At 55.8% G+C, this 24,195-nt stretch carries 21 protein-coding genes; 11 read left to right on the top strand and 10 right to left on the bottom strand.

Annotation, left to right across the window (positions count from 1 at the left end; genetic code table 11):
• Positions 1-1,218 carry a hypothetical protein gene (locus tag AABB31_RS02000; protein ID WP_342076083.1) on the bottom strand — a complete coding sequence of 406 codons (1,218 nt, stop codon included), beginning with the start codon at positions 1,216-1,218 and terminating at the stop codon, positions 1-3.
• A gap of 92 nt (positions 1,219-1,310) precedes the next feature.
• Here AABB31_RS02000 and AABB31_RS01995 point away from each other — a divergent pair, with 92 nt between their 5' ends.
• Together AABB31_RS01995 and AABB31_RS01990 are read left to right on the top strand one after the other, a co-directional pair.
• A complete protein-coding gene (locus AABB31_RS01995) occupies positions 1,311-2,300 on the top strand; it encodes a LysR family transcriptional regulator (protein ID WP_342076084.1) in 990 nt (329 codons plus the stop codon).
• Between the two features lie 512 nt (positions 2,301-2,812).
• A complete protein-coding gene (locus AABB31_RS01990) occupies positions 2,813-3,877 on the top strand; it encodes a DNA cytosine methyltransferase (RefSeq protein ID WP_342076085.1) in 1,065 nt (354 codons plus the stop codon).
• 18 nt (positions 3,878-3,895) lie between these two features.
• Here AABB31_RS01990 and AABB31_RS01985 read toward each other — a convergent pair whose 3' ends face one another.
• The 8 genes from AABB31_RS01985 to AABB31_RS01950 form a co-directional block, all read right to left on the bottom strand.
• A complete protein-coding gene (locus tag AABB31_RS01985) occupies positions 3,896-5,569 on the bottom strand; it encodes a response regulator receiver domain (protein WP_342076086.1) in 1,674 nt (557 codons plus the stop codon).
• A gap of 13 nt (positions 5,570-5,582) precedes the next feature.
• Positions 5,583-7,484 (bottom strand): ATP-binding protein, encoded by a 1,902-nt coding sequence (locus AABB31_RS01980; RefSeq protein ID WP_342076087.1) that lies wholly within the window; start codon positions 7,482-7,484, stop codon positions 5,583-5,585.
• A gap of 210 nt (positions 7,485-7,694) precedes the next feature.
• Positions 7,695-8,777, bottom strand: a complete 1,083-nt coding sequence (locus AABB31_RS01975; protein WP_342074941.1) for an IS481 family transposase — start codon at positions 8,775-8,777, stop codon at positions 7,695-7,697.
• Positions 8,778-8,818: 41 nt separating this feature from the next.
• Positions 8,819-9,388 (bottom strand): hypothetical protein, encoded by a 570-nt coding sequence (locus AABB31_RS01970; protein ID WP_342076088.1) that lies wholly within the window; start codon positions 9,386-9,388, stop codon positions 8,819-8,821.
• 110 nt (positions 9,389-9,498) lie between these two features.
• Entirely contained in the window at positions 9,499-9,804 is a 306-nt protein-coding gene (locus AABB31_RS01965) for a hypothetical protein (RefSeq protein ID WP_342076089.1), read from the bottom strand.
• A gap of 222 nt (positions 9,805-10,026) precedes the next feature.
• Positions 10,027-11,412, bottom strand: a complete 1,386-nt coding sequence (locus tag AABB31_RS01960) for an IS1182 family transposase (protein ID WP_342076090.1) — start codon at positions 11,410-11,412, stop codon at positions 10,027-10,029.
• Between the two features lie 209 nt (positions 11,413-11,621).
• Entirely contained in the window at positions 11,622-12,701 is a 1,080-nt protein-coding gene (locus tag AABB31_RS01955) for a nucleotidyl transferase AbiEii/AbiGii toxin family protein (protein WP_342076091.1), read from the bottom strand.
• A complete protein-coding gene (locus AABB31_RS01950) occupies positions 12,698-13,468 on the bottom strand; it encodes a DUF6088 family protein (RefSeq protein WP_342076092.1) in 771 nt (256 codons plus the stop codon). The genes AABB31_RS01955 and AABB31_RS01950 overlap by 4 nt, the downstream gene beginning before the upstream one ends.
• Before the next feature lie 98 nt (positions 13,469-13,566).
• On the opposite strand from AABB31_RS01950, the gene AABB31_RS01945 reads away from it, so the two are divergent.
• The 8 genes from AABB31_RS01945 (at position 13,567) to AABB31_RS01910 (ending at position 22,008) form a co-directional block, all read left to right on the top strand.
• The gene (locus tag AABB31_RS01945) at positions 13,567-14,760 is read left to right on the top strand and encodes a DUF932 domain-containing protein (RefSeq protein WP_342076093.1); all 1,194 of its coding nucleotides are present in this window, start codon (positions 13,567-13,569) and stop codon (positions 14,758-14,760) included.
• A gap of 123 nt (positions 14,761-14,883) precedes the next feature.
• Positions 14,884-16,947, top strand: a complete 2,064-nt coding sequence (locus AABB31_RS01940; RefSeq protein WP_342076094.1) for a ParB/RepB/Spo0J family partition protein — start codon at positions 14,884-14,886, stop codon at positions 16,945-16,947.
• 76 nt (positions 16,948-17,023) lie between these two features.
• Positions 17,024-17,224 carry a hypothetical protein gene (locus AABB31_RS01935; RefSeq protein WP_342076095.1) on the top strand — a complete coding sequence of 67 codons (201 nt, stop codon included), beginning with the start codon at positions 17,024-17,026 and terminating at the stop codon, positions 17,222-17,224.
• Positions 17,225-17,284: 60 nt separating this feature from the next.
• The gene (locus AABB31_RS01930) at positions 17,285-18,367 is read left to right on the top strand and encodes a toprim domain-containing protein (RefSeq protein WP_342076096.1); all 1,083 of its coding nucleotides are present in this window, start codon (positions 17,285-17,287) and stop codon (positions 18,365-18,367) included.
• Positions 18,368-18,656: 289 nt separating this feature from the next.
• A complete protein-coding gene (locus AABB31_RS01925; protein WP_342078909.1) occupies positions 18,657-19,598 on the top strand; it encodes a DUF2493 domain-containing protein in 942 nt (313 codons plus the stop codon).
• A 231-nt stretch (positions 19,599-19,829) separates the two neighbouring features.
• The gene (locus AABB31_RS01920; RefSeq protein ID WP_342076097.1) at positions 19,830-20,315 is read left to right on the top strand and encodes a hypothetical protein; all 486 of its coding nucleotides are present in this window, start codon (positions 19,830-19,832) and stop codon (positions 20,313-20,315) included.
• 590 nt (positions 20,316-20,905) lie between these two features.
• Positions 20,906-21,229: a DUF736 domain-containing protein gene (locus AABB31_RS01915; RefSeq protein ID WP_342076098.1), complete on the top strand. Its 324-nt coding sequence runs from the start codon at positions 20,906-20,908 to the stop codon at positions 21,227-21,229.
• Positions 21,230-21,411: 182 nt separating this feature from the next.
• Entirely contained in the window at positions 21,412-22,008 is a 597-nt protein-coding gene (locus AABB31_RS01910) for an autoinducer binding domain-containing protein (protein ID WP_342076099.1), read from the top strand.
• Positions 22,009-22,182: 174 nt separating this feature from the next.
• On the opposite strand, the gene AABB31_RS01905 is transcribed toward AABB31_RS01910, so the two are convergent.
• Positions 22,183-23,265, bottom strand: coding sequence for an IS481 family transposase (locus tag AABB31_RS01905; RefSeq protein WP_342074941.1), 1,083 nt, complete (start codon positions 23,263-23,265; stop codon positions 22,183-22,185).
• A 242-nt stretch (positions 23,266-23,507) separates the two neighbouring features.
• On the opposite strand from AABB31_RS01905, the gene AABB31_RS01900 reads away from it, so the two are divergent.
• Entirely contained in the window at positions 23,508-24,176 is a 669-nt protein-coding gene (locus AABB31_RS01900; protein WP_342076100.1) for a hypothetical protein, read from the top strand.
• Positions 24,177-24,195 lie beyond the last annotated feature (19 nt).

The raw sequence follows: 24,195 nt of genomic DNA, 5'->3' as shown, positions 1-24,195 counted from the left end.
TTAGTTGAACTCAAGCGGAGGCGCTGCTTTGTATCCGAATGGATCAGGGCTGCCTTCAAAGTTCATTTCCACGACGTGATCCGCCCGATCAAAGAAGAACGGCAGAGGAATGGTGTGAAGCTGGATGTTGCGCGGGTCCTCGGGACTGGTGCGTACGACCACGGCGTAGTTCTCGTCCAAGGTATCCAGATGCAGCGTCCCACTCATCGGCAGCGGAAACTGATCAACACCCGCGACAGAGAATACGGGCTGGACACCTTCACCCTCTGGCATCGCTTCGGCGGCGGTCAGACCTGCAATGCTCAGTGATGCTGCCGACCGGTTGGTGTTGGTCACCACAACATTGCTGCTGCCGTCCCATGCATTCACGTAAGGAACGATATCCAGTGGCGTGTTGCCAAAGCCCATCTCTCCGATCATCGTGCCTTTCACTTCGGCACCATCCGTCAATTCAGACAACGGGATCTTCACGATAGGCGTACAAGCGTAGATCGCGATCAAGGTCGCAACACCGTCCAACTCGGCCACTGTCTGCGTGATGATCGGCGCGCGGGTCTCGTACTGCGCGTGAACAGCATGCCAAATCTCGATGGAGGATGTACTCATCTCGTCGGTGAACGGGAATGGCATCCGTCGCAGCTTGGAACTGAACTCTTCGTTCGACACACCAGCCACCAGCAATTCGCCTTGGTAGTAATCGATGTCCGTGATTGCCCGCGTATTGAGCGGCTGCCCGAATTCGAGCGTGGCAGAGGTTGGCACAGGCCCGACAGACATCGAGGAATGATCAGCGGCAGCCAAATCAACCAGTTCAAGCGCACCATTGTTGACCGACACGATGACTGCTTCGGCGTCTGGCCCATGCCCACGATGCACTGATAGGAAAATTTGCTTGCTGGGCTTATGGACCACCATGTCGTTGATCACGACCTGTTCAGGCTCAACCCCCAAGATCGCCGCGATCTCCACATCAAGATTGTTGAAGATCGTGCGCCCTTCAAAGGTCTGAGCGCGGCCAAGTTGATAGCCAGATTGATCGGCAAGAGCGTCACCAAGATCAAAGGCATGGACAAGTCCTGCTTTCGCATCGCCCACAAAAAGGGTGTCGGCATCATCAAATGCCAGCGCGCCTGCCGAAGACAGGGATTGTGCTTGAACTGCACCGCCCGCGGCCAGCGCCAAAGCGCTCGCGGTCAAAATGGATTTTGTCAGTTTCATGAGGATCTCCGTTTTTGCGAATAGATTGATCGCAAACTACGAGGTGCCAAAAATCTCTCTAGCCAGAAAAAAGTGACCCCAAGGGCCGCAAAATGAGAACGCTGACAAGCTTCCTGTTTTGGCTGGCCCGTAGTATTAAACAGAACCTTCCGGCCGAAGGCACACACATGTTAGCGAACGGAAACTCAACCATGGGCCAGATCGAAGACCTCCGCCTTTTCGTGAAAGTCGTGGACAGCGGCGGGATCGCCCGTGCGGCGGAAGAGATGAACATCGCCAAATCAGCCGTAAGTCGCAGGTTGGCCCAACTTGAAGACCGCTACTCTGTCCGCTTGATCGACCGCCAACCCCGAGTGTGGGAGGTCACGAGCGCCGGGCAAGAGCTTTACCAACGTGCCAGCCACATGGTGGCCGAAATCGATGAGTTGGACGCCGACTTCTTGCAAGTGGGCCATACGCTCAAGGGGCCGCTGTCCATCACCATCGCGCGTGAGTTTGGCCTGGCATACCTCAAACCGACGCTGTTCAAATTTGCCCAAGATCACCCGAACATCGACCTGACCATAGACTTCGATGACCGGACCGTTGATCTGGATAGCGAAAATTACGACCTCGCCGTACGCGTGACAGCGACTGAGTTGCAGGGGCTACACTGCCACCGGCTTGGCACCACGCAGCACGGTCTATTTGCAAGCCAAGAGTACGCGGAAAGCCACCCGCTGCCGAAGAGCATCGAAGAGCTTACCGGACACCCACTCTTACACTACGGTGCCGAGCGCCGTGCGACGTGGGCCTTTGAGAACGACGGGAAACGAAGAACAGTGAAGTTTCGCCCCGCCTTGAGATCCAACTATGGGACGTTTCTGCTTGATGCCTCTTTGAATGATGACGGGATCATTCGGTTGCCACTGTTCGTCGTCGATAGCGAGGTCCAAAAGGGTAACTTGGTGCCGGTACTGCCGCATCTCAAACACGCCGACTACGGCATTTACGTCGTTCACAGCAGCAAGCGTCGTATCAACAAGCGCATGAGGGCAATGATTGATGCGCTGAGTGAGAGTTGCGTATCACTGAATGGCTGAGAATGGCGTGCTCACGCCATCACCCGACGACCGGACTAATGGATTTCTGGCGCAAGAGCAGACATTTATTCTTCTTGCAGCATCGGTCAAAATGGGCTCTCTGCTGCCGTCGGGGCAAACGCAGCATCCCCCCGGATGCCGCCCTAGCAACCCTGATGAACGGCCCATTCCAGACATTGACCACTGGATCAAGATGCTGCGGCGCTGCGCTCCAGAACCGCCATTCATCGCTCATGCTTGACACAGCAGGTGACGCTCACGTTGCTTTCTTCTCCGCTGAGCAATAAAATGTCCAGTTAGCTACTGTGGGTCTCAATGCCGTTGGAACGCCAGGCCGCAGACAAAACCGACTTCTCCTGTAGCATCAGCAGGGTGATCAGGTGCAGCCAAACAGGAAAATCATAGTATCTTGAAAAAATCTTTTGCTTTGAGTATCTTTTAAATTAATGAAAATACAACAATACCAGTAACTTAAGCGGCATTAGTCGGCGCGGAATCGGGCGAAAACAACAATGAGCGGGCAATCCCTCAAAAGTCACGACAACAGATTAACAGCCGTAGACCTCTTTTCTGGCGCTGGCGGACTGACGCTGGGACTGAAACAGGCGGGCTTCAACGTGTTGGCTGGTGTCGAAAAGGAAAAAATCCCAGCCGCAACTTATCGGCTTAACCACCCTGATGTTCATTGCTTTGAAAATGACATACGTGAAGTCGGAGCGGCAGCGTTGTTGAAGACCATCGGCCTGAAACGGGGAGAATTAGACCTGCTGGCTGGCTGCCCACCTTGTCAGGGCTTTTCAACGCTACGAACGCGCAAGAAGTCTAATGCAGTCGCAGATGACCGTAACGACCTTTTGTTTGAGTTTCTGCGAATTGTTGAGGCTTTTTCACCCAAAGCCATCATGATGGAGAATGTGCCTGCTTTGGCGCAAGATAACCGCATGAAGACTTTCCTTAAGAGAATATCGGTCCTCGGTTACAAGGTGGGGCGCAAGAACGTAAGGGTGGAGGATGCTTCAGAATACGGCGTTCCTCAGCGCCGATACAGAATGATTTTGCTCGCATCCAAAAATGGCCAAGTTGAGAGTGCTGAAAAGTCAGAGACTATTACAGTTCGGAAATGTCTCGATGCCGTTCGGCTTGCACCAGTTGGTGAGGCAGGTGACCCGCTGCATGACCATGTTCCAAACAGAGCTCCGCACGTAAAGGAAATCATACGCAATATACCGAAGGACGGAGGATCGAGAAAATCGCTACCAAAACATCTGGTACTTGATTGTCATAAAAACAAAAAGTCTGGCTTTCGCGATGTTTATGGGCGCATGTCTTGGGACAAAATTTCCCCTACGATGACAGGTGGCTGCGGGAATCCATCAAAGGGTCGATACCTGCACCCGGAAGAAGATCGTGCAATTAGCTTGCGTGAAGCGGCATTGTTTCAAACGTTTCCTGCTGACTATCGGTTTGACCTCACTGAAGGTCGCGGCAAAGTTGCCTTAATGATCGGGAATGCGTTGCCCCCAGAATTCATTAGGCGGCACGCTATACAGATTGCAAAATCGTTGGCATACTGCTGACCCCAGACTTGGTGGCAGCTAACCTTTTCGAAATGGCTCGAATTCATCGAAGCCGATCCTAGAGATTTCCTGGCTCATATTCTGCGCAATTCTAAGTGCCCGCTTGTACTTAAGATTTGCGAGCCAGCGGTAGTCCGTATTGTTGGCATCCGGGACATGGTAAATCTCTCTCTGCTCATCATAGCATATTGGGATATGCCCTATGGCATCGTTTATCACACCAAAATCGAGAGACAGGGATTTGGTGTAGCACTTTGGCGGAACCGAAAGGCCCACGTAGTTGATAAGCGCTCCATTTCTTCCATGAGGAACAACGATATCAGGAGTATCACTATCCACGACTTCGAGCGGTACGAAGAAAAATAATCCAGCCCCACGAACAGTATCGCAGGTCGCTTGTAAGCATAAAAAATAGCCACCGTCAGCATCCGAGAAAATGACTGATCCTAGCCCCAATTTTGGCGGTGCTTTTCGATGTACCATACTGAGCTCGCTTGACTGAGAGTTAGTCAAGAACGAGAACTGCCGCATGGAAAAACTTGCCGTCTCAATGGTATCGCAGAAAAGAGTAGAAAAACTCTTGGAAAACGCATCCTTTGGCGGCATTGGGCTGGCTTGCTTATCCAGTTGCCGCCCAACAGCTGCTTGCTTGTCCTTATCTGGCCAAGCGGAAAAACCACGTTCCATAATTGAAATGACATCGTCAATATGCAGCTTAAATTCCTTCTCTTGATCCTTTTTCGAGTACCGGAGTGTGAAATTTTCAGGGCTCTGAGGCATCTGACTTAAGCGACGTTTTATTGCGTCTACTGTTGTATATTTCGACGTGACTTTTGACTTATCCACCTCCGACTTCAACGCGCTCATTACGACAGAAACTGCATAATCCATTGAATCGGAGGACTTTTTAAGGAGTGCGCGGTGGTGAAAGAATGGACCATCGAGTTCTGACGAAAATTTTCTCAAAACATGATGCGTCGTGTCTCTCATCGAGGAGATCGTTGCGAGCGCGACGTTCGAAAGTAGACCATTCGACAACTCTGAGAATGCCTTCAACAGCTCGTTTGGAAGTTGCGTCTCGGAAACGGCATTCGCCAATTTTTCATTGCCCATCGATTTTTCACGCCAAATTATACGTAAACCTGACGAGTTGGTAAGGACATCACCTGTCTTAGTAACTTTGCCAGCGATCTCCTCAGCTGCGTTGAGCCTTTCAGCGATTTTTTCAAGGATGGCTCCCTTATCCTTGTTGCCGGTATAGATCGCAATCAATCTCAGGCGTCCTCCAATGGCCTCATCCCCATGAAGAATTTCCTGAATAATCTCGGATGCTAGCTCGCCATCATCACCGTGATTCATGTGCCAGTCTAAGGATACGATATCAGCTCTCAACGAGGCCTTAGCGACACTTTTTGCTACACTACCTTCATCACCAGTCGGATTAACAACCGAGCAGACAAGCCCCAAGTCTAGGGCACTCTTTATCAATCCTTTTGCGTCTAGCGGATGTGAGCGTTGTGCTTCAGGTTTCTGATCAACCTTCTTGGCGGCCGCAACATCGCGCCTACCAGGCGTCTTAACCTCAAGAGCCGGTTCTGGTTCGACAGGGTCATCTACAGGTTCGTCGTCAACCACGATCATTGTATACGCGAAGGAGCTGGCGGCTTTGTATTGGTCGTCGGCAAAATTCATCTGATCAAATCTTCTATTGAGACATCTTTGAGATACGGAAACAGGCACCAGAATTGGGGGTTGGTGGATCGATGTTCAGTTCGTAACCAAGCCGGCCAAGCGCCTGCCTTGAAATATGCAGTCCCATACCTCTCCCGTCCGGCTTTCGAGTAAAGCTGAGCTCAAAAATGTTTCGGACATCAATGCTACTCACTCCACGACCGTTGTCTCTGACACAAAGGTCGCCATTGTCTTCAATCAGTTCAATGATGCCCGCGTCGTTTCTCGCACTGGAGGCCCAATAGATCGCATTATCGATTAGGTTGACGAAGACAGGATAGAAGTCCGCGTGAAACCCATGAAGAGTATGAGCCTTAAACCCCTCATCAGCGACGAGCCGAACATTGTGACGTTTAAGCCGCTTTTCAAACAAGTCAGACACAAATCGAAATATGTCACTGCCTTTGATATCGACGGCTGTCGACTGAAGCTTCCGGTCTAGTGGGTTGAACAATGCCAAGTAGCTGTCCAAGTGATCAAAGTTGACGCGCATGTCGTCGTATAGGCGCTTCATGTCAGGATTGGCATTGGCCCAAGATTTCATGCGTCTAAGGCCGTCTCGCAAGCTACCAGCCGTCTTTCCAAATTCATGGTTAATCGTGTTAAGCGCCATCCCAATTTGGGCGAGCTCGAAATCGACCTCTTGTCGCTCGCGAAGCGCGACGACTTCTTCTTCCAGTGCTTCAGTGACTTCGACCATATCCGAACCGCTGGATTGGGTTGATGAGAGAACAGCTTCGAGTTGACTGTAGATCTTCCGCAGTTTTTCGCTCTCTTCTTCGAATGCGTCAGCTACCAAGGTCTCGAAAGCCTCCCGCTGTTTTGAAAAATCGAACTCTGCCTGCTTCTTACCTTTAACAGCCTCAAGTTCGGCGAGGACCTCATCAACGACTTTCGATACGTTCCGAAAGCTGTTTTTTGTTGTATCCCTTACTGTGCGTGTCAGGTCGGTGAGGGTCTCCTCCGTCTGCGTCCGGAGAGTTTTCATAGACGAAAGAGTCTCTTTCGTGTGCTTTTGTACGGCAGCATTCAGTCGCAGCCCAGGCTCAAGGTTCAGCTTGTTTTTCTTTACAGTCGTTGTGACGATGTTCTCGATCGTCTTCTCGGCAGGCAACACCAAGTCATTCGTTAGCCGGCCCATTTCTGCTTGGTAGGCCTCCCAGTTGTTGCGTAGTTCAGTGTTTAGACCAACACCTCGCGGTTTCGAGATAGCATGCTCCTTACGAAGTTGGTCAAGATGCAACTTCGCCTCAGCCTCCAGACGGCCAATTGCAAGTGCCTTGGCTTTTGGATCCTTCTTGCTATTGATTTCGGAAAGCACGTCCGCTTCAAAGCCTGCAACCGTATCAGATATGGTTTTTGGCAACTGTCCGGAGTCTATAACCTTGAAGAAATTCTCTAGCTGTTCACCGAACCTGTTTTTCTTGCCTTTGGACTGTTTCTCACGCTTCTTTCGAACTTCATCGAGGCGTTGAAGTTCATAACGTTTTTCAGTCCATTCTTCAGAGTATTTGCCGTTTTCCCGGAAGAAATCTGCCGCCGACTGTATGAAAAAGTTAATCAGAATACTTCGAAACTGCCGGTAAGCCTTATCCTCACGAAAACCTTCCCTCCCTGCTTTTTCTACCAAGTTGGGGTTGTCTCGTGATGTTAGTTCGACCGCCCCCATGATATTTCTGAAGGAGTAGTAGGCTGTTGCTGCTCGCAAGTTTCGCCGGCGCTCAACATCGAGGAAGTCGAAGTCAGGACCGCCATATGGTTGAACTCGGACCCCATCTTTGTAGATGTAGACTCCACCATGTCGTTCAAGTTTTCTTCGGATTTTGGCGTGCTCGGTTGGATCAACTAACGAGTCCGTTGGCGTTGGCTGTATCACTGCGATTGAAAAGTCAAAAGGGCCGCAACTAGTCGGTTTACCGTCTGTATTTGACCAGTTGAGCACATATTCGGAGGGCAATGTTTGATAGACGCCAACCTTCCCACGAAACTGACCGAATTCATCGAAGCGACCGCGAATATGATGGTCGACTTGCTTGAACTCTTCGGGACTAAAGTGTAAAACTTCAGACTTGATCTGACGGACATCTCAGCTTGCGACGCTGAGAACGGGTTGCGCACTGTCCGATTGGTCGTGCGTTTTGATCGTCTTCTCGACAGCGATGTGTAGCGTTTCGCGGAAGGTCTGCATAGGTGTTTTGCCATAGCAGTGACGTCCCGAATGTGGCCGCTGTTCGTTGTACTTTGCCAGCCACGCATCCAGATCGGCCTGCAACTCTTCGACTGACCGATACAGTTTCTTGCGGAATGCGATGTCGTAGAACTCATCCTTGATGGTGCGATGGAACCGCTCGCAGATGCCGTTTGTTTGCGGAGAATTGGCCTTGGTTCGGGTGTGGTCCACGTCCTCGACGGCCAGATAAAGCTGGTAGGCGTGGTTCTCGACCTTGCCACAGTATTCCGTGCCCCGGTCTGTCAGGACGCGCAGCAGGCTGATCTCATGCTCTGCAAAGAACGGGATCACGCGGTCGTTCAGCAAGTCGGCCGCGGTGATTGCCGTCTTTTCAGTGTAGAGCTTGCAGATCGCCACGCGGGCATAGGTATCGACAAAGGTCTGTTGATAAATGCGTCCGACGCCCTTCATTGTGCCCACATAATAGGTGTCCTGGCTGCCCAGATAGCCAGGGTGGTGGCTCTCGATCTCGCCATGGGCTTCTTTCTTGGCCTTGGCTTTTTCCAGCGCGGCCAACTGATCCTCGGTGAGCAAGATACCCTCTTGGGCGGCACGGGCCTCCAGGGCCTTGAGGCGCTTTTTCATGGTTTCCAGATCATTACGCAGCCAGATCGACCGGACGCCCGACGATGACACCATGATGCCTTTCTGCTGCAGCTCCCACGACGCCCGTTTCTGACCCAGAGCCGGGTTGTCGATGGCCAGTTCGATGACCGCCTTCTCGACATGTTCTGGCACGCGGTTTTTCATCACCGGCTTGCGGCGGCTGAGATCCATCAGGGCTTCTTCGCCACCCTGATCGTAAAGTTCTCTGAACCGGTAAAAGCTGTCCCGCGAATAACCCATCACTTTGCAGGCCTGCGACACGCTTCCGAGCTGTTTGGCCAGTTCCAACAGCCCCAGCTTCGGCTTGATGATCTTCTCTTGAATACTTGTCATTGATCGACACTCCTTGATTGCGCTCCAGAAGAGCAGAAATGTCAGATCAAGTCGTGTGTTTTACAACTAAAGAATGCTTTCTCGCCGACTCTCTCTAAAGGCTCTCCCTCGTCTACGTGATCTCTAAACCTTGTTATGATCTTTGGCTTCCGGAATTCCGGTGTCATGGTATTTGTAAAGCCGATGAGGTTTTTTTCGAACCTTGTTGCCTTGGTGGATTCGTCCCGATCATCAATATCGTCTTGGATGATCTCATCTGCAGGCAGTATGTAAAAATGAGTTCCGGAACCGTTCAAATCGAAAGAAGGCTGCCCAAGGTAGGTTGACGCATCTCGAGGGTCTACTTTGAAAGCGTCCATATCGTTGCGGATAGACTTTGCAACCTTTTCGTCTATCCGGCTTGCTAGGCTTTCCAGGCTGTCCCGAGCTTTGGACACCATCTCTTGCACGTCTACAAGGTTCGGCAAGGTGTCAGCTTTGAAAGTTTCAAGTGGGATAACAATTTCGTCGAGATCGATCCCAGGTAGCTCAAATAAGCCCCAATGGATGTAAGCCGCGGTAATGCTGTCCTCAGCTTTTCCATCGACTTTTGCACGGGTCAGTACAAGCACTTGTCGGCCGATAACAGCAATTGCTAGCCGTCCAATGCCCTTTTAGCCAAGTAGCGGACGAATGTCTTTTGCGCTGTCAACTGGTGGACGTTTTAAGCCCGAAAACGATCCTACCTTGCTGTCAGTCCCAAGTGTGAGCCAGCGATCTTCAAAGCTTGCTTGGTCATCCCGAGACCGTCATCTCTCAAGACAAATAGTCCATCGTCCCGAAAGTAGTCGACTTCAGCTGTAGTGGCATAAGCATCATGAGCATTCTTGAAGAGCTCACTTATTGCCGTAGATATGTTGGCGATTTGCTGTCGACCAAGAAGGTCAATGGTTCGCGCTCTGATGTGAAACTTTGCCACTTTACTGCTTTCAAAGTTGTTTGCTCTAACGCTGACTTCTTGGCCAGCAATAAACCATTGGTTTTTCAAGATTCATAGTGCAATCAGGCGCTTGCCAAACGGCAACTAAGTAAGACACGTATCGTGGGGCGCGGCTCGAGTACAACGGCGAGCTCAATGTCCGCTGAGATATGCATGGCTCAAAGATCTTGCACCCGCAGCGAATGACCGGTTTCCGCCGATTCTGTGGAAAAACAACGTGTTGCGAGCGCAGAAAGTGGCGGTCTAAACCGAGCGCGAGCGCCTTTTCTATCAGGCTTTGGCCGGTTGCTGCGGTGCAGGAAATATCTTAGCTAGTTTGCGGAGGTTTTGGGCGGTTGCGGCGAGGAGGAATTCGTCATTTGCGCCACATGGTCCTCGTAATCGCAGTCGTCCTAGCCCCAGAATACGTTTGAGGTGAGCAAAGAGCATCTCGACCTTCTTTCTGAGCTTTATCGCGATCTGGTATTCTTTGGTTTTGGCCAAGTCTCTGGCGACCTGCCGCGCATCTTCGTGCTCTTCGCGAGTGATCTTACGCGCATCAGCGTTGGGGCAGCATTTTTGCTTGGATGGGCAAGCCTTGCAAACGTCCTTCAACGCGCGATAGCGGGCTGTGCCCTTGCCCGTCGGTCCCCGGTTTGGATCAGAGTAATTCCGGCGGAACTGTTTGAGCGCGTGACCTTCCGGGCAGACATATTGATCATTCTCAGCGTCCCATTCGAAGTCTGTGCGTGTCCAAGTGCCGTCGGGGCGTCCGGCCTTGTCGATTACCGGGATGTAAGGATCGATCTTGCGATCCACGAGCCAGCCGAGCATCGGGCCGGAGCCGTAGGCGGTGTCAGCAGTCATCCAGTCGGGAACCAGGCCAAACTTGTCTTTGACCCGCGTCAGCATGGTCTCCGTCGATCCAACCTCGGCTTGCCGGATCGAACGGGTGCCTTCAACATCCAGGATGACACCGTAATCCGTGTCGATCAGATAATTGTCAGAATAGCTAAAGAAGGCAGGGCCTTTGCGGGCCGCCGTCCACTGGCTGGCGGGATCAGAGAAGGACGTGAACTTGGGCTGCACTTCACTCGCAGCACCAAAAGCGGCTGCATCCAGCGTATCGAGATACTCACGAACAGCGCGGGGTGCCGCGTCCACATCGATCCGCGCCGGGTCCCATTCGTTCTTTGGCGCGGAATACTGTCGGTTGGCGTCAGCTTCGATCAGGCTGGCATCAACGGCCATGCGCTGGCCACTCACCAGACCTTCCGCGATACATCGCGCGACGGTCGTCTCAAACAGATGACGCAGCAGTTCGCTCTCGCGGAAACGTCCATGGCGGTTCTTGGAGAAGGTCGAATGGTCAGGGATACGGTCATTCAGATCGAGACGACAGAACCAGCGATACGCCAAGTTCAAATGCACCTCTTGGCAGAGACGCCGCTCCGACCTGATGCCAAAGCAGTAGCCCACCAAGAGCATGCGGATCAGCAGTTCCGGATCAACCGATGGTCGGCCTGTATGACTATAGAAATCCGTTAGATGCGCACGGATACTGCGCAGATCAACAAACCGATCAATCGACCGCAACAAATGATCTTGGGGGACATGATCTTCAAGCGAGAACTCATAGAACAGCGCCGCTTGTGCTTCCTGCTTCGGTCCCAGCATCCTCAATCCTCCCACCCGATACGGGAATTGAATCAGCAGTTCACCCGACGATCAAGCACGAGTTTTTCAACAAAATACGCCTCTTGGTGCTGTTCGTTGCTAGATAGCAAGGCATGGGAACCACCATACAATCACACTGTGTTTTGCACCTGATATAAGCGCCAGACCCTTGGTTTTGTTTTCGTGAACGTCCCGAACTGTTGCAAATATCATGAATTTCCATCCAAAACGCCCTTCGACCCCGTCGGCGTTGTGTTGAGCCTTTGTTCCAAATCAGCAACCCGCTCGATCACGGCATCGAAAGGCGGCGCCTCCCCGAAGATCATGCCCGACATCGCGCGGTAGTCGCGGCGTAGGTCATCGAGCATTTCTCCAACGGGACTGATGGAAAATGTCGGCGCAACTGCGGTCACGAGATCAAAGGCCGGACGGTTGAAAAACATGCGCGCGTGGGCGACGCAATCGGCACCAAGCGCGCGATCCGCCAAAGCCCTCTCACCTAGGTCCGATCCTAGAAGTCGATAGGTATCGTAATAGTGTCGCGACACGCGCTGACCACTGCCTTTCAGTTCCTCACGTGCGTCGAACCAACGACGCAGGCCATGCAGGATCACGATCTTGTCCCAAAATGTCCGCTCAGCGTCGACGATAGTGACGTTGCCGACGGTCAGATCGATATCCGGAACGTCTTCCTCAAGGTAGGGACTTATGCTGCGCACAGAATTGGGATCAAGCGCCGATTTTGCACCGGACTCGATTTTGACAGCCTTGGCGATGTAGGCATCATCAGGTGTCGCGGTTGGATACCGCAGGTACAACGCTTGGCTGTCTTCTGGATCAGGCTCAATATAGAACCGAGCCACATCGAGACCGTTTCGCCCGGCAACGTCCGAAACAATCTCGTTCAGCCCGCCAGAGAACGGGCCCTGGATATAAGTTTCGCACGCCGCCTTGATCGCATCCAGCGCCTTGGCGCGCTTCTTGCCGCTTAAAGCCTCAAGCTCTTCTATGGTTGCGGCTTCTCCCAGATCGTCCCGGAACACTGTGACGTCGATATCCTCCGAGAACCGGCGGATCAGCCCAAACCCCTTTGACAAGGACGTACCGCCTTTGAACAGAAGCCTTGGCCCGTCCGGCAATCCATTGAACAGCGCGTCGAGGGTCCAACAGACCCAAAAGTCCTTTTCGACATTCTGCGGTGTGGTGCCCAAACGCTGTGCTGTTGTCGTGAAGAGGCCAAGGCGTGTCTCATCATCCGCAGAAATGATCCTGTTGAACGCGGGGTTCACGCAGCACCTGCCTGCTCTGCCAGGATCGGGCGCAACAAGCTTTGCATCCAACTCGGCAATGTCGTCAGCCCGTCCTCTAGATCGTCGCGAAGGCGCTTGCCTTTCGTTGGATCATTGAGAAGTGCCGTCAGGCGGCGGATCAGCACCCGATCGTCTTCAATTTGCCCCATTGTATCCCGTAGCCAATGCAAAGCCTGCACAATGCGCATAGCTGGCCGTCCGGCCCAATAGAGCTTGCTGGCAGCTGTCGGTTTGAACACGATGTCGAGCTGGCCGAGCGAAATCGATTTTAATCGGGCGTCGGTATGCACTAGGACCTTTGCTGGGACAGCATTGGTGAGACCCAGATCGTTTGCCGCCGTCATTCCATCGACAAGGACGCGTATTTGATCTCGGCGTGCGATGGCATCAATCACTTCGCGGGGATCTGCCGGACTGTCTTTCTGGGTCAGGCGATTGGTCGACGGTTGATCGTAGAGGCCACGATCCACCCGGCGCAGAGCCCCTGCCCGCGTCAGTCGCTGCAGCACTTTGTCCACAGCATCACGTTCGCCGAGATCCAGAAAATCCCGCGGTGTCCAGACGCCACGCGGGTTGCCATTCGCAATCCGTGTCAGGATATTACTCTTTAGGTCTGTTGATGCATGGTCCATGTCCGAAATCTGTAGCATGATTTCGGACATGATGGAAGTGAGTTGTCCGAAATTTGTATACAAGCATCGGACATCTGAGTTCAACAACCAGAGTTCCAAAAAGGAAGCGTTCATCCCCCAAAGCCATCGGAGGGAGAGAGTGGAGGCTGTTCCCGTGACGGGTTTGGAGGTCGAGAGAGAGGCTCCTGACCGCCCGTCGCGGGAGAAAACCCATGAATACCGAGATTATCGATACCGGGCGTGACATGAGCGGCGGCTACAAGGTGGACGTGTCGCGCGGCCAGAACGTGGACCGCGTGTCGTCCGAGTGGTTCTCGCGTCCGCATGACGAGCGGTATATGTCGCTCGACGATCTCTTCGCCTCGGTCAAGGGCCGGGCGGAGCGGAGCCGGACGCGCACGGTGGAGAGTGCGGCGATCCGGGTCGAGGCCAATCGCAAAGATCCGGAGAAGCTGGGCCTTGTCCTGCCGGGCACGGATGAACCAATCGCGCCGACGCACTGGAGCTTTGGACAATTGTCGAGCATTGTCGGCGCACCAGCCGCCTATCTGCGCCAGTTGCCCGCACCGTTGGCGGGCATCAATTTGCAGTACGGGCTGACCAACCACCGGGCAGAGCAGATCAAGACCATGGAGGTCGCGAACGGGCGCACGGAACTGCGTGCCGTCACCGGCCCCGACTATGGGCGCATCTACGACCACGAACTGGTCTCCGCCGTACAGCGCATCGCGGGCAACGGCACGGGCGACACGCGCTGGAAGGTCCCCGGCGTGCTCGACTGGTCGACCGGCATCTACAACCCGCGCGTGCACGTGACGAAGGAGACAACGACGCTCTACGCCTCCGATCGCGACGTGTTCCTGTTCCTCGTCGATGACCTCAACCCGATCGAGGCGGGGCTGCTGCCCGACGGCTCGCCCGACCTCTACTTTCGGGGATTCTATTGCTGGAATTCCGAGGTGGGCGCCAAGACGCTCGGCATCGCCAGCTTCTACCTGCGGGCGGTCTGCCAGAACCGCAACCTCTGGGGCGTCGAGGATTTTCAGGAGATCAAGATCCGCCACTCGAAATACGCCGCCAGCCGTTTCGCACATGAGGTTGCCCCTGCCCTCACGAATTTCGCCAACTCATCGCCCGCGCCCTTCATCGACGGCATCCGTGCCGCGCGGGAGAAGATCGTCGCGCGATCAGACGACGACCGGTCGGACTTTCTGCGCAAGCGCGGGTTCTCGAAAGCAGCAGCATCTACGATCATCGACACCGTCCTGACCGAAGAAGGCCGGCCGCCCGAAAGCGTCTTTGATTTCGTGCAGGGCATCACGGCGGTCGCGCGCAACAAACCCCAGCAAGACGCGCGGCTGGAGATGGAAACCCGCGCCAAGAAGCTGCTGGAAGCTGCTGCCTGAACAACGTCGTACCCAGATTGCCCCGGTCCGTCCCTTCCCCAGAGGAAGAGGTGGGCCGGGTTTTTCGTGACGGGTTTGAAAGGTCGAGAGAGGTTCCCGACCGGCCCGTCGCGGAGAACCCCGATGACCAAGCAACAGAAAATCACCCTCAGCGCCTCGCGCGACATCCCCTTCAACAAGCTCCTGCTCAGCCAGTCCAACGTCCGGCACATCAAGGCCGGTGTGTCGATTGAGGAGCTGGCCGAGGACATCGCCCGGCGTACCCTTTTGGCCAGCCTGACGGTGCGGCCCGTGTTGGACGAGACCGGCACCGAGACCGGCATGTTCGAAATCCCGGCAGGCGGGCGGCGCTACCGTGCGCTGGAACTCCTGGTCAAACAAAAGCGCCTAAATCGCACGGCACCCGTGCCCTGCATTATCCGCACAGACGGCCTCGCCGAGGAAGACAGCTTGGCGGAAAATATCCAGCGCGCACCGCTTCACCCGCTGGACCAGTTCCGCGCCTTTCAGGCGATGCGCGAGAAGGGCAAGAGCGAAGAAGAGATTGCTGCGGCCTTTTTCGTCTCAGCCAGCATCGTCAAACAGCGGCTCAAACTCGCCGCCGTCGCGCCGTCCCTGCTCGACGCCTATGCCGAGGAAGAAATGACCCTCGACCAGCTCATGGCGTTCACCGTCAATCCCGATCATGAGCGGCAGGAACAGGTCTGGGAATCGCTGCAGCGGCATTATTCCAAGCAGCCCTATGAAATCCGCCGGATGTTGACCGAGGGAGCGGTGCGCGCTTCCGACCGTCGCGCGCAATATGTCGGGCTGGACCCCTATGTGGATGCGGGTGGAGCGATCCTGCGCGACCTGTTCCAGACCGATGATGGTGGTTGGCTGCAGGATGCCGGACTGCTCGATCTGATGGTCGCCGAGAAACTGCGCGAAGACGCGGCGACCGTTCAGGCCGAAGGCTGGCACTGGGTCGAGGTGGATACCGACTTTCCTTATGGCCACACCTACGGCATGCGGCGCATGGCGGGTGAGGTCGAACCGATGACCGACGAGGAAGCGGCGACCTACGATGCGCTCAAGACGGAGTTCGAGAAACTTGAGGCAGATCATGCCGATGCCGAGGAGTTGCCAGACGAGGTCGATGCGCGGTTGGGCGAGATCGAGACGGCGATGGAGACGTTGCAGGATCGTCCGGTCCGCTTCGAGGAGGAAGCATTGGCAATCGCCGGGGCCTTCGTCAGCATCGACAGTTCGGGGCGGCTGCGCGTCGAACGCGGCTATGTGCGTCCAGAAGACGAGCCGGCCCTTCCCTCGGATGATCAATCCGATGGGGATACAGCTGATGCGGATGTTGATGACACCGACATTGATCCTGAAACGGGAGCACCCCATGACGAGGAGAACGAAGACGACGGCATCAAACCGCTCTCCGACCGCCTCGTCACGGAACTGACGGCACATCGGACGCTCGCCCTGCGCGACGCACTTGCAGGCGATCCAAATATCGCCTTCGTGGCAGCCCTGCATGTGCTGACCCTCAAGCTGTTCTACCGCTACGGCGTCAACAGCTGCATCGAGATCGACCCGCGCAGTGCCGCCTTCTCCGCCCAAGCCCCCGGTTTGGCCGATACCCCCTCGGCTCAGGCCATTGAGGCACGATCAGAGAACTGGGCCAAGCACCTGCCCAAGGCTCCGGAAGACCTTTGGGACGTGCTGATCGACTTCGACAGCGACACCCGGCAGGCCCTCTTCGCCCATTGCGTTTCGCTGACACTCAACGCGGCGCATGAGGCCTACAATCGCCGCCCTGGGGCACTTGCTCATGCCGACATTCTGGCCACTGCGCTGAGGCTCGACATGGCCGCAGTGGGCTGGACACCAACGGCGGAGGCCTACCTGTCGCGCGTGACCAAGGCGCAGATTCTCGAAGCGGTGCGGGAGGCCAAAGGAGACGATGCCGCTGACCGGATCGCGGGCTTGAAGAAGCCTGAGATGGTGACAGCCGCCGAAGAGCTGCTGAACGGGACAGGCTGGCTGCCTGAACCATTGCGCACACAAAGCGACAGCGCCACAGCACCTGAAGCAGATCAGCCAGCAGCAGCCAAGACGGGCACCCACGGCCCCATCGACGCAGCGGATATGCCTGATGCGAAAGATGCGCCTCAGGTCGACTCGGTCGCAGCCGAGTAGATCAGCTCTCCTCCAACCCAACCATGGACCCGGCCCTCGCGCCGGGTCCTTCCTCGTTCATAACAGGAGCAAGCCGATGATCGAACCGAACACCACACCCACACCGTCTTTCGATTTCGCCGCCCAGGAGGCCAAACGCCGCACAATTGAAACGCCAACAATGGCCTCAGTCGCAGCGGAGCGCCGAAATGACGGCAATTGGGCTATCGACCCGGGCGATGGTCCCTGCGATTCTGACGAGAAGAGGCAGGACAAGCTGTGCACCGCCACGGAATGACATTTTACTCCCCACTGGGTCCGCCGCGAGGTGGGCCCCTTTTTCACTGGAGGTAGCGTCATGTCCCAATCCATTGCCGCGTTGACCGAAGCGCTCGCGCGCGAGGCAGCGAACGTTTGTCGGTACTACCTGTCAAACGGACATCGCGAAGGCCACTACTGGATGGTTGGCGACGCGCGCAACACGCCTGGACGCTCCCTGTTTGTGCGCCTCAAAGGCCCACCTTCCGGCAAAGGTGCTGCAGGGAAATGGACCGATGCAGCCACCGGAGAGCATGGCGATCTGCTCGACATCATCCGGGAAAGCTGCGGATTGATCGATTTTGCCGATATCGCACAAGAGGCCCGGCGATTTCTCAGCCTACCACGGCCAGAACGCCCAAGCGACATAGCCTCCCGCTCTGATCCCGCACCGACCGGATCGCCGAAAGCAGCCAGACGGCTGTTTGCCATGTCGCAAGCGATTGCAGGGACGTTGGCCGAAGCATACCTGCGCAATCGCGGGCTGGCGGCATCGTCCAACACAGCGAGCCTGCGGTTTCATCCGCGCTGCTACTACCGTCCCGATCCGCATTCCGAGACCGAAACCTGGCCCGCACTCATTGCATCAGTGACCGATCTCGATGGCGGGATCACGGGCGCGCATCGCACGTGGCTTGATCCGACAGGTTTCTCCAACGCAAATCTTGGCAAGGCCCCAATCGACACGCCCCGCCGTGCGATGGGTAATCTGCTTGGCTACGCTGTCCGTTTTGGCACCGCAAGCGATGTCCTAGCGGCGGGCGAAGGCATTGAAACCATGCTGTCGCTCAGAATGATCCTGCCCAATCTGCCGATGGCCGCAGCGCTGTCCGCTGCCCATCTTGCCGCCATCCAGTTCCCGCCGTCCCTTAGACGCCTCTATATTGTCCGTGACAACGATCCAGCCGGTGATGGTGCATCGGCTCGCCTGACCCAACGCGCCGAAGAGGTGGGCATCGAGGCTATCCCCCTGTCGCCGCAACTTAGTGATTTCAACGACGATCTTCGCCTGCTTGGAAGCGATGCCCTCCGAAACTCGCTCCGAGTCCAGATCGCGCCGGAAGACGTTGCGCGCTTCTTGAATGCTACAGCTTTGACAGCGAACGACGACGCGTCCAGCTAGTGCACCCTGTCTGGGACCAGCAAGAAAGGTGCCCCATGGTCTGAGAGACGCGCGACCCCGGCCTTCTTGGGAGGGCGACCGGACGGCAAACGGACCGGACCCGCAAGGCCTGCGCCCGGTTCTTTTCCACCGCGCCCAGATGGGCGCTTTTCATCGCGAGACAAAAGAACCGGTCTCCGGCCTCCTTCGCTGCGCTGCGGCCCATGCGGGTGCAGGTCCGCCCCGCCTGCCCTCTCTCGGCGCCATGAAGGCCGCGGCGGTCGCGGTCAAACCGACGAAGGAGCAGACCATGTATGCCGATCCCCACAACAGCGATGCCGAGCCACACCACGACGCGTCCGCCACCCACGCCATCTGCAGCGATCTGGAACTCTTTGGCTACCGCCATTCCGAAAACGACCCCGACCCCCGCGACGGACCCGAAGGTCGCCTGATCGCAGTTGCCGTCAGCGACATCTTCGACGCCCTCGACGCCACGATGGCCGACACCAGCCTCGATGCGGATCTCGACGAGATGCTCTGGTCGACGGTCAACATGTTCCACCGCGCCACTGACCGGATCGAACGCAAACTTGATGACAACGAACAGGCGCAAAAACGCCGCCAGCGCGAACAGGACGGCTCCGAAGTCAAATCCGTCCAGCTTGAACATCTGATCGCAACCGGCCAATCACTGCTGGATCGCCGCGACTGCATGGAGGTCTTCCGGGACCATGCCGCCGATCACTATCTGCGCCTGACGGGCTCGCCTTGGTCGACACGCTCCGGTTCACGGGTCAATCACCGCAATCTCACGGCAGCGATGATCGACAGCCGGGACTTCCTTGCCGCGAAAACCCGCGCCGATACCGAGGTCTATCTGCCAGCCGGAACCAAAATCGCCTTCACCGGCGGGCTCGAATTCAACGATCACCGATTGATCTGGGACACCCTCGACAAGGTTCACGCCAAGCACGCCGACATGGTGCTGCTACATGGCGGATCGCCGCGCGGAGCCGAACTGATCGCCGCCAAATGGGCCGAGACCCGCAAGGTTGTGCAAGTCGCCTTCAAGCCAGACTGGACACGCCACGCCAAGGCTGCTCCTTTCAAGCGCAACGATCAAATCCTCGATGTCCTGCCCATCGGGGTCATCATCTTCCCCGGCACCGGCATCCAAGACAATTTCGCCGACAAAGCCCGTAAGCTCGGCATCAAGGCCTTTGATTTCCGCAAAGGGTGCAGCGCATAAGCGCTGCATTTACCAGCAATATTGGACATCCAGATGGCAATACGCTCCAGACGCCATCTGTGACACCGGTCAGGTCTCACTGTCCGAGTTCGCGTCACGCTGGTCCCATTGAAACTTCAGTTCGAAGGCGGGTGATCAGTTGCAAATTCTCGCCGATCACTCCCTGTCACAACACTCAATACTTCCAGAAACCCGCCTTTTGCACTACCGTTTGGCTGCGCTGAGGTGGTGGTGGATGGCGTAATCTTTCAACCGATTAGCGCGGAGGCATTCACCATAATTGTTCTCAATATCGTTCTCTTGCTCGTCACCGTCGGGTTTCTCTGTTGGCTCGTCTTCACCTTGGCTGTCTACGCGTTGCCGCTGGTCGCGGGCATCACGGTCGGACTGTGGGCGTATGAGACGGGAATAGGGCCTGTCGGAGGTTTTCTCGTGGGCACAGCCGCCGCTGGCGCCGTGGCGATCGTTGGCCAACTTGCGTTCGCTTTTGCGCGCCCGATCTGGGTCCGCGTCATCGTTGCAGCATTATTTGCTGGTCCCGCTACCGTTGCCGGGTATGCGGCTACCCTTGGCATCGCAAAGCTCGCGATCCCCTCCGAGACATGGCAGATGGCCGTCGCAATCATCGGTGCTGTGGCAGTCGGCTTCACCGCATTATTTCGGATGGCAGGCGTAGCCCCTCCCGATCCACACACGGAAATGGCCAGCGAAGCTTAGTCACGGGGGTTTGGCCGGAAAGTGGGTCAGGGCTGGCCTGTCGCTTTACTCTCGGCGTTTTCAATGGGCGACAATACGGTGACCGCGCGGATTTGCAGCTTGAGCTATGACGCAGCGTAGCCATGTCGATTGTCATTGAGACAGCTCCGGTCGGGGCGGCACGTCACAATCTGCGGCGGCAGCGGTCTCGCAAAGCCTGTTTGGAACAATGAAGTTGCGGGTCATTTGCTCTGAAACGCGTGACAATCTTCGGAAATTCGATAGTGCCTGACCCCGTGGGTAGCCATCGGATGCCAAGGTCTCCGCTGAACATCTCTGTCTTGATCGACCGCTCCATATGGCCTCGTCAATGGACTGATCTGGCCGAAGGTCGGCTGCGCCTCGGCCGCCTAAGGCTCAACGGGGTTGGTCGGCTTTCTTCCCCAGTCGGCTGCGCCGCCATTCCTCGCGCGACAAGAAAGTCTCCCGCACCCGTCTTCCACTGACGTTCCGGCCCGTGCCGGGTGAGCCGTCGGTCGCCTCCGGCCTGTCGATCTCCATCGAGGCCGCAATGGTGCGGGCTCGAAAACATCTGATCAAGGAGAACCACAATGGCAACCATCGGCACCTTCAAGAAGTCCGGCACCGAATACACCGGCGAAATTGTCACCCTCAACGTGCAGGCCAAGAACGTCCGCATCGTTCCCGAAGCCAGCCAGACCAGCGAGAACGCCCCAAGCCACCGTGTCCTGGTGGGCCGCGCCGAAATCGGAGCCGCCTGGTCGAAGACCTCGAACGAGGGCCGCGCCTATCTGGGCCTCAAGCTGGACGATCCGAGCTTCACCGCTCCGATCTACGCCAATCTCTTCGACGAGGAGGACGGCGACGCCTACAGCCTGATCTGGTCCCGCCCGGTCCGCCGCAACGGCGAATGACTTAACCACCCCGCCCGGGAAATCCTAGGCGGGGAATTAGAATTGGCAAGTTAGTGCCGATCAAAATTTCGAGATCAGTCAATCTCCGCCGGAGATAGAACCGCTCCCAATTCCGCTCAACCGAGATGCGCATGGGAATGATATATTGATATTGGGAGGAATATCTCTTTGGGAGTAGGCCCATGAGTAACCCGCAATTCAATAAGATCCTTCAGCCTTATCTCATATTGTCTGATAGGGGTTTGCTGTGGTCGAGACTGCATCAGGATTTGCAGCACTTTGGCTTTGACCGCGTCTTCTACGGTGGTGTGCAAAGGCGCCCAGCCAACGGGGAATTCACACCGCGTGATGTCGACGTGACATCAAGTTATGGGAGTGAATTTGACAGATTCTTCGTAGATGATGGTGGATTTCTTTCCGATGTGACAACGCAATGGGCAATTCACAGCCAAGGTGCAATGAGCTGGGGAGCGACCCGACGCCTCTGTGCAAAAGGCCAGATGACTGCAAGGCAACAGACAGTCCATGAGCGCAGTCGCGCCCTCAACATACTGAATGGATACACTGTTAGCCTCCGCAGTGACGGCAGATCGCTCGTGAGCGGTTTTGGTCTTTGCGCCGAACGCAAATGTACGCAAGGCAAGATAGACAGCATCTGGCAAAGCCAAAGCGATCAGATTGCGGCCGTGCTGACCGCCTACGATATTTGCGTGAGGGCTCTCCCCAGTTTTCCCGCGCAGGAAGAACTGTCGAAACGGCAATGCGAAGTTCTCGAGTAGGCTGGGGAAGGAAAAACGATTGACGACATCTGCACCATATTGAGCCTTCATCGCAGCACGGTCGTCAAACACATGAGAGAAGCGCGTGAACGGCTTGGTGTTGCTACAACCCTACAAGCCGTTGCTCGGGCCTCGCTTCAAGTGTAAAACTTCAGACTTGATCTGACGGACATCTCAGCTTGCGACGCTGAGAACGGGTTGCGCACTGTCCGATTGGTCGTGCGTTTTGATCGTCTTCTCGACAGCGATGTGTAGCGTTTCGCGGAAGGTCTGCATAGGTGTTTTGCCATAGCAGTGACGTCCCGAATGTGGCCGCTGTTCGTTGTACTTTGCCAGCCACGCATCCAGATCGGCCTGCAACTCTTCGACTGACCGATACAGTTTCTTGCGGAATGCGATGTCGTAGAACTCATCCTTGATGGTGCGATGGAACCGCTCGCAGATGCCGTTTGTTTGCGGAGAATTGGCCTTGGTTCGGGTGTGGTCCACGTCCTCGACGGCCAGATAAAGCTGGTAGGCGTGGTTCTCGACCTTGCCACAGTATTCCGTGCCCCGGTCTGTCAGGACGCGCAGCAGGCTGATCTCATGCTCTGCAAAGAACGGGATCACGCGGTCGTTCAGCAAGTCGGCCGCGGTGATTGCCGTCTTTTCAGTGTAGAGCTTGCAGATCGCCACGCGGGCATAGGTATCGACAAAGGTCTGTTGATAAATGCGTCCGACGCCCTTCATTGTGCCCACATAATAGGTGTCCTGGCTGCCCAGATAGCCAGGGTGGTGGCTCTCGATCTCGCCATGGGCTTCTTTCTTGGCCTTGGCTTTTTCCAGCGCGGCCAACTGATCCTCGGTGAGCAAGATACCCTCTTGGGCGGCACGGGCCTCCAGGGCCTTGAGGCGCTTTTTCATGGTTTCCAGATCATTACGCAGCCAGATCGACCGGACGCCCGACGATGACACCATGATGCCTTTCTGCTGCAGCTCCCACGACGCCCGTTTCTGACCCAGAGCCGGGTTGTCGATGGCCAGTTCGATGACCGCCTTCTCGACATGTTCTGGCACGCGGTTTTTCATCACCGGCTTGCGGCGGCTGAGATCCATCAGGGCTTCTTCGCCACCCTGATCGTAAAGTTCTCTGAACCGGTAAAAGCTGTCCCGCGAATAACCCATCACTTTGCAGGCCTGCGACACGCTTCCGAGCTGTTTGGCCAGTTCCAACAGCCCCAGCTTCGGCTTGATGATCTTCTCTTGAATACTTGTCATTGATCGACACTCCTTGATTGCGCTCCAGAAGAGCAGAAATGTCAGATCAAGTCGTGTGTTTTACAAATAACTTAATCTGACGCATCAAAGGCCCGCAATTCACAGCGGATGAGATCAAACCACATAACTTCACTGCAATTCCTCATGGTTTCTTCAAGCTATGCTCAAGCAAGGTGGTCTTGGACCGGTCAGAAGGTTTTCACCAACGCTCACTCATGAGCTCAATAATTGGAGAAACCGAAATGAAACGTATTCTGACAACATGTACCTGCCTGACTGCTCTCACCACCGCAGCGCTCGCCGAAACGCCCCGCAATGCCATCGTCAACACGCATCCGTCGCAAGGCGAAGTGACGGCAGTCGCAGACGCAACAGCACAGCTGCTTGTCCATGACGACGGTCTGTTCGTGTCCCTGGACACCGAGAACCTGACACCGGACCATGTGCATACGCTTTGGCTGGTGGTAATCAACAACCCTGCCGGTTGCTTTGATGCGGCCGCCGTCGAAGCCCAGCAAAAGGTCAATGCCGAAGACTGCAACAGCAGTGATGTTCTGCTGCGCACAGACGATGTCGCTGCTGACGTTGGCTATGCAGGCGGTGTGATTGTGGGCGAAGACGGCAAGGCATCTTTCGCCTTTCATCAAGAAGAAGGCGCCTTGTCCGGGGCTTGGTTTGGCACTGGTCTGGGCGATGCGTCCGCCGCAGAGGTTCATCTGGTGGTAAACGATCACGGTCCGCTGATTGCGGGGCGCGAACGTGCGATGATCAGTAGCTACCGCGACGGCTGCAAGGATGACAGCATCCCGGGTCCAATGCCCGCTGCGGCGCGCGCAGATGGAGCCCCGGGGCCAAACGTTTGCCGTCTTGTGCAGACTGCGGTGTTCAAACTGCCGGAACAATCAAGCTGATCCCTTGTTCGGGCGAGAG

The sequence above is a fragment of the Yoonia sp. SS1-5 genome (assembly GCF_038443705.2).
GTDB lineage: Bacteria > Pseudomonadota > Alphaproteobacteria > Rhodobacterales > Rhodobacteraceae > Yoonia > Yoonia rhodophyticola.
The sequence above is the reverse complement of the archived record's forward strand: the minus strand, read 5'-3'. Positions and strand labels throughout refer to the sequence as shown.

Coding starts and splice junctions, on each gene's coding strand:
- AABB31_RS01985 (WP_342076086.1), bottom strand. CDS start 5,569: ATGAATTTTGCCGACGACCAATACAAAGCCGCCAGCTCCTTCGCGTAT.
- AABB31_RS01975 (WP_342074941.1), bottom strand. CDS start 8,777: ATGACAAGTATTCAAGAGAAGATCATCAAGCCGAAGCTGGGGCTGTTG.
- AABB31_RS01900 (WP_342076100.1), top strand. CDS start 23,508: ATGAAACGTATTCTGACAACATGTACCTGCCTGACTGCTCTCACCACC.
- AABB31_RS01905 (WP_342074941.1), bottom strand. CDS start 23,265: ATGACAAGTATTCAAGAGAAGATCATCAAGCCGAAGCTGGGGCTGTTG.
- AABB31_RS01930 (WP_342076096.1), top strand. CDS start 17,285: ATGTCCCAATCCATTGCCGCGTTGACCGAAGCGCTCGCGCGCGAGGCA.
- AABB31_RS01915 (WP_342076098.1), top strand. CDS start 20,906: ATGGCAACCATCGGCACCTTCAAGAAGTCCGGCACCGAATACACCGGC.
- AABB31_RS01910 (WP_342076099.1), top strand. CDS start 21,412: ATGAGTAACCCGCAATTCAATAAGATCCTTCAGCCTTATCTCATATTG.
- AABB31_RS01995 (WP_342076084.1), top strand. CDS start 1,311: ATGAGAACGCTGACAAGCTTCCTGTTTTGGCTGGCCCGTAGTATTAAA.
- AABB31_RS01990 (WP_342076085.1), top strand. CDS start 2,813: ATGAGCGGGCAATCCCTCAAAAGTCACGACAACAGATTAACAGCCGTA.
- AABB31_RS01945 (WP_342076093.1), top strand. CDS start 13,567: ATGAATACCGAGATTATCGATACCGGGCGTGACATGAGCGGCGGCTAC.
- AABB31_RS01925 (WP_342078909.1), top strand. CDS start 18,657: ATGTATGCCGATCCCCACAACAGCGATGCCGAGCCACACCACGACGCG.
- AABB31_RS01940 (WP_342076094.1), top strand. CDS start 14,884: ATGACCAAGCAACAGAAAATCACCCTCAGCGCCTCGCGCGACATCCCC.
- AABB31_RS01950 (WP_342076092.1), bottom strand. CDS start 13,468: ATGAACGCTTCCTTTTTGGAACTCTGGTTGTTGAACTCAGATGTCCGA.
- AABB31_RS01935 (WP_342076095.1), top strand. CDS start 17,024: ATGATCGAACCGAACACCACACCCACACCGTCTTTCGATTTCGCCGCC.
- AABB31_RS01960 (WP_342076090.1), bottom strand. CDS start 11,412: ATGCTGGGACCGAAGCAGGAAGCACAAGCGGCGCTGTTCTATGAGTTC.
- AABB31_RS02000 (WP_342076083.1), bottom strand. CDS start 1,218: ATGAAACTGACAAAATCCATTTTGACCGCGAGCGCTTTGGCGCTGGCC.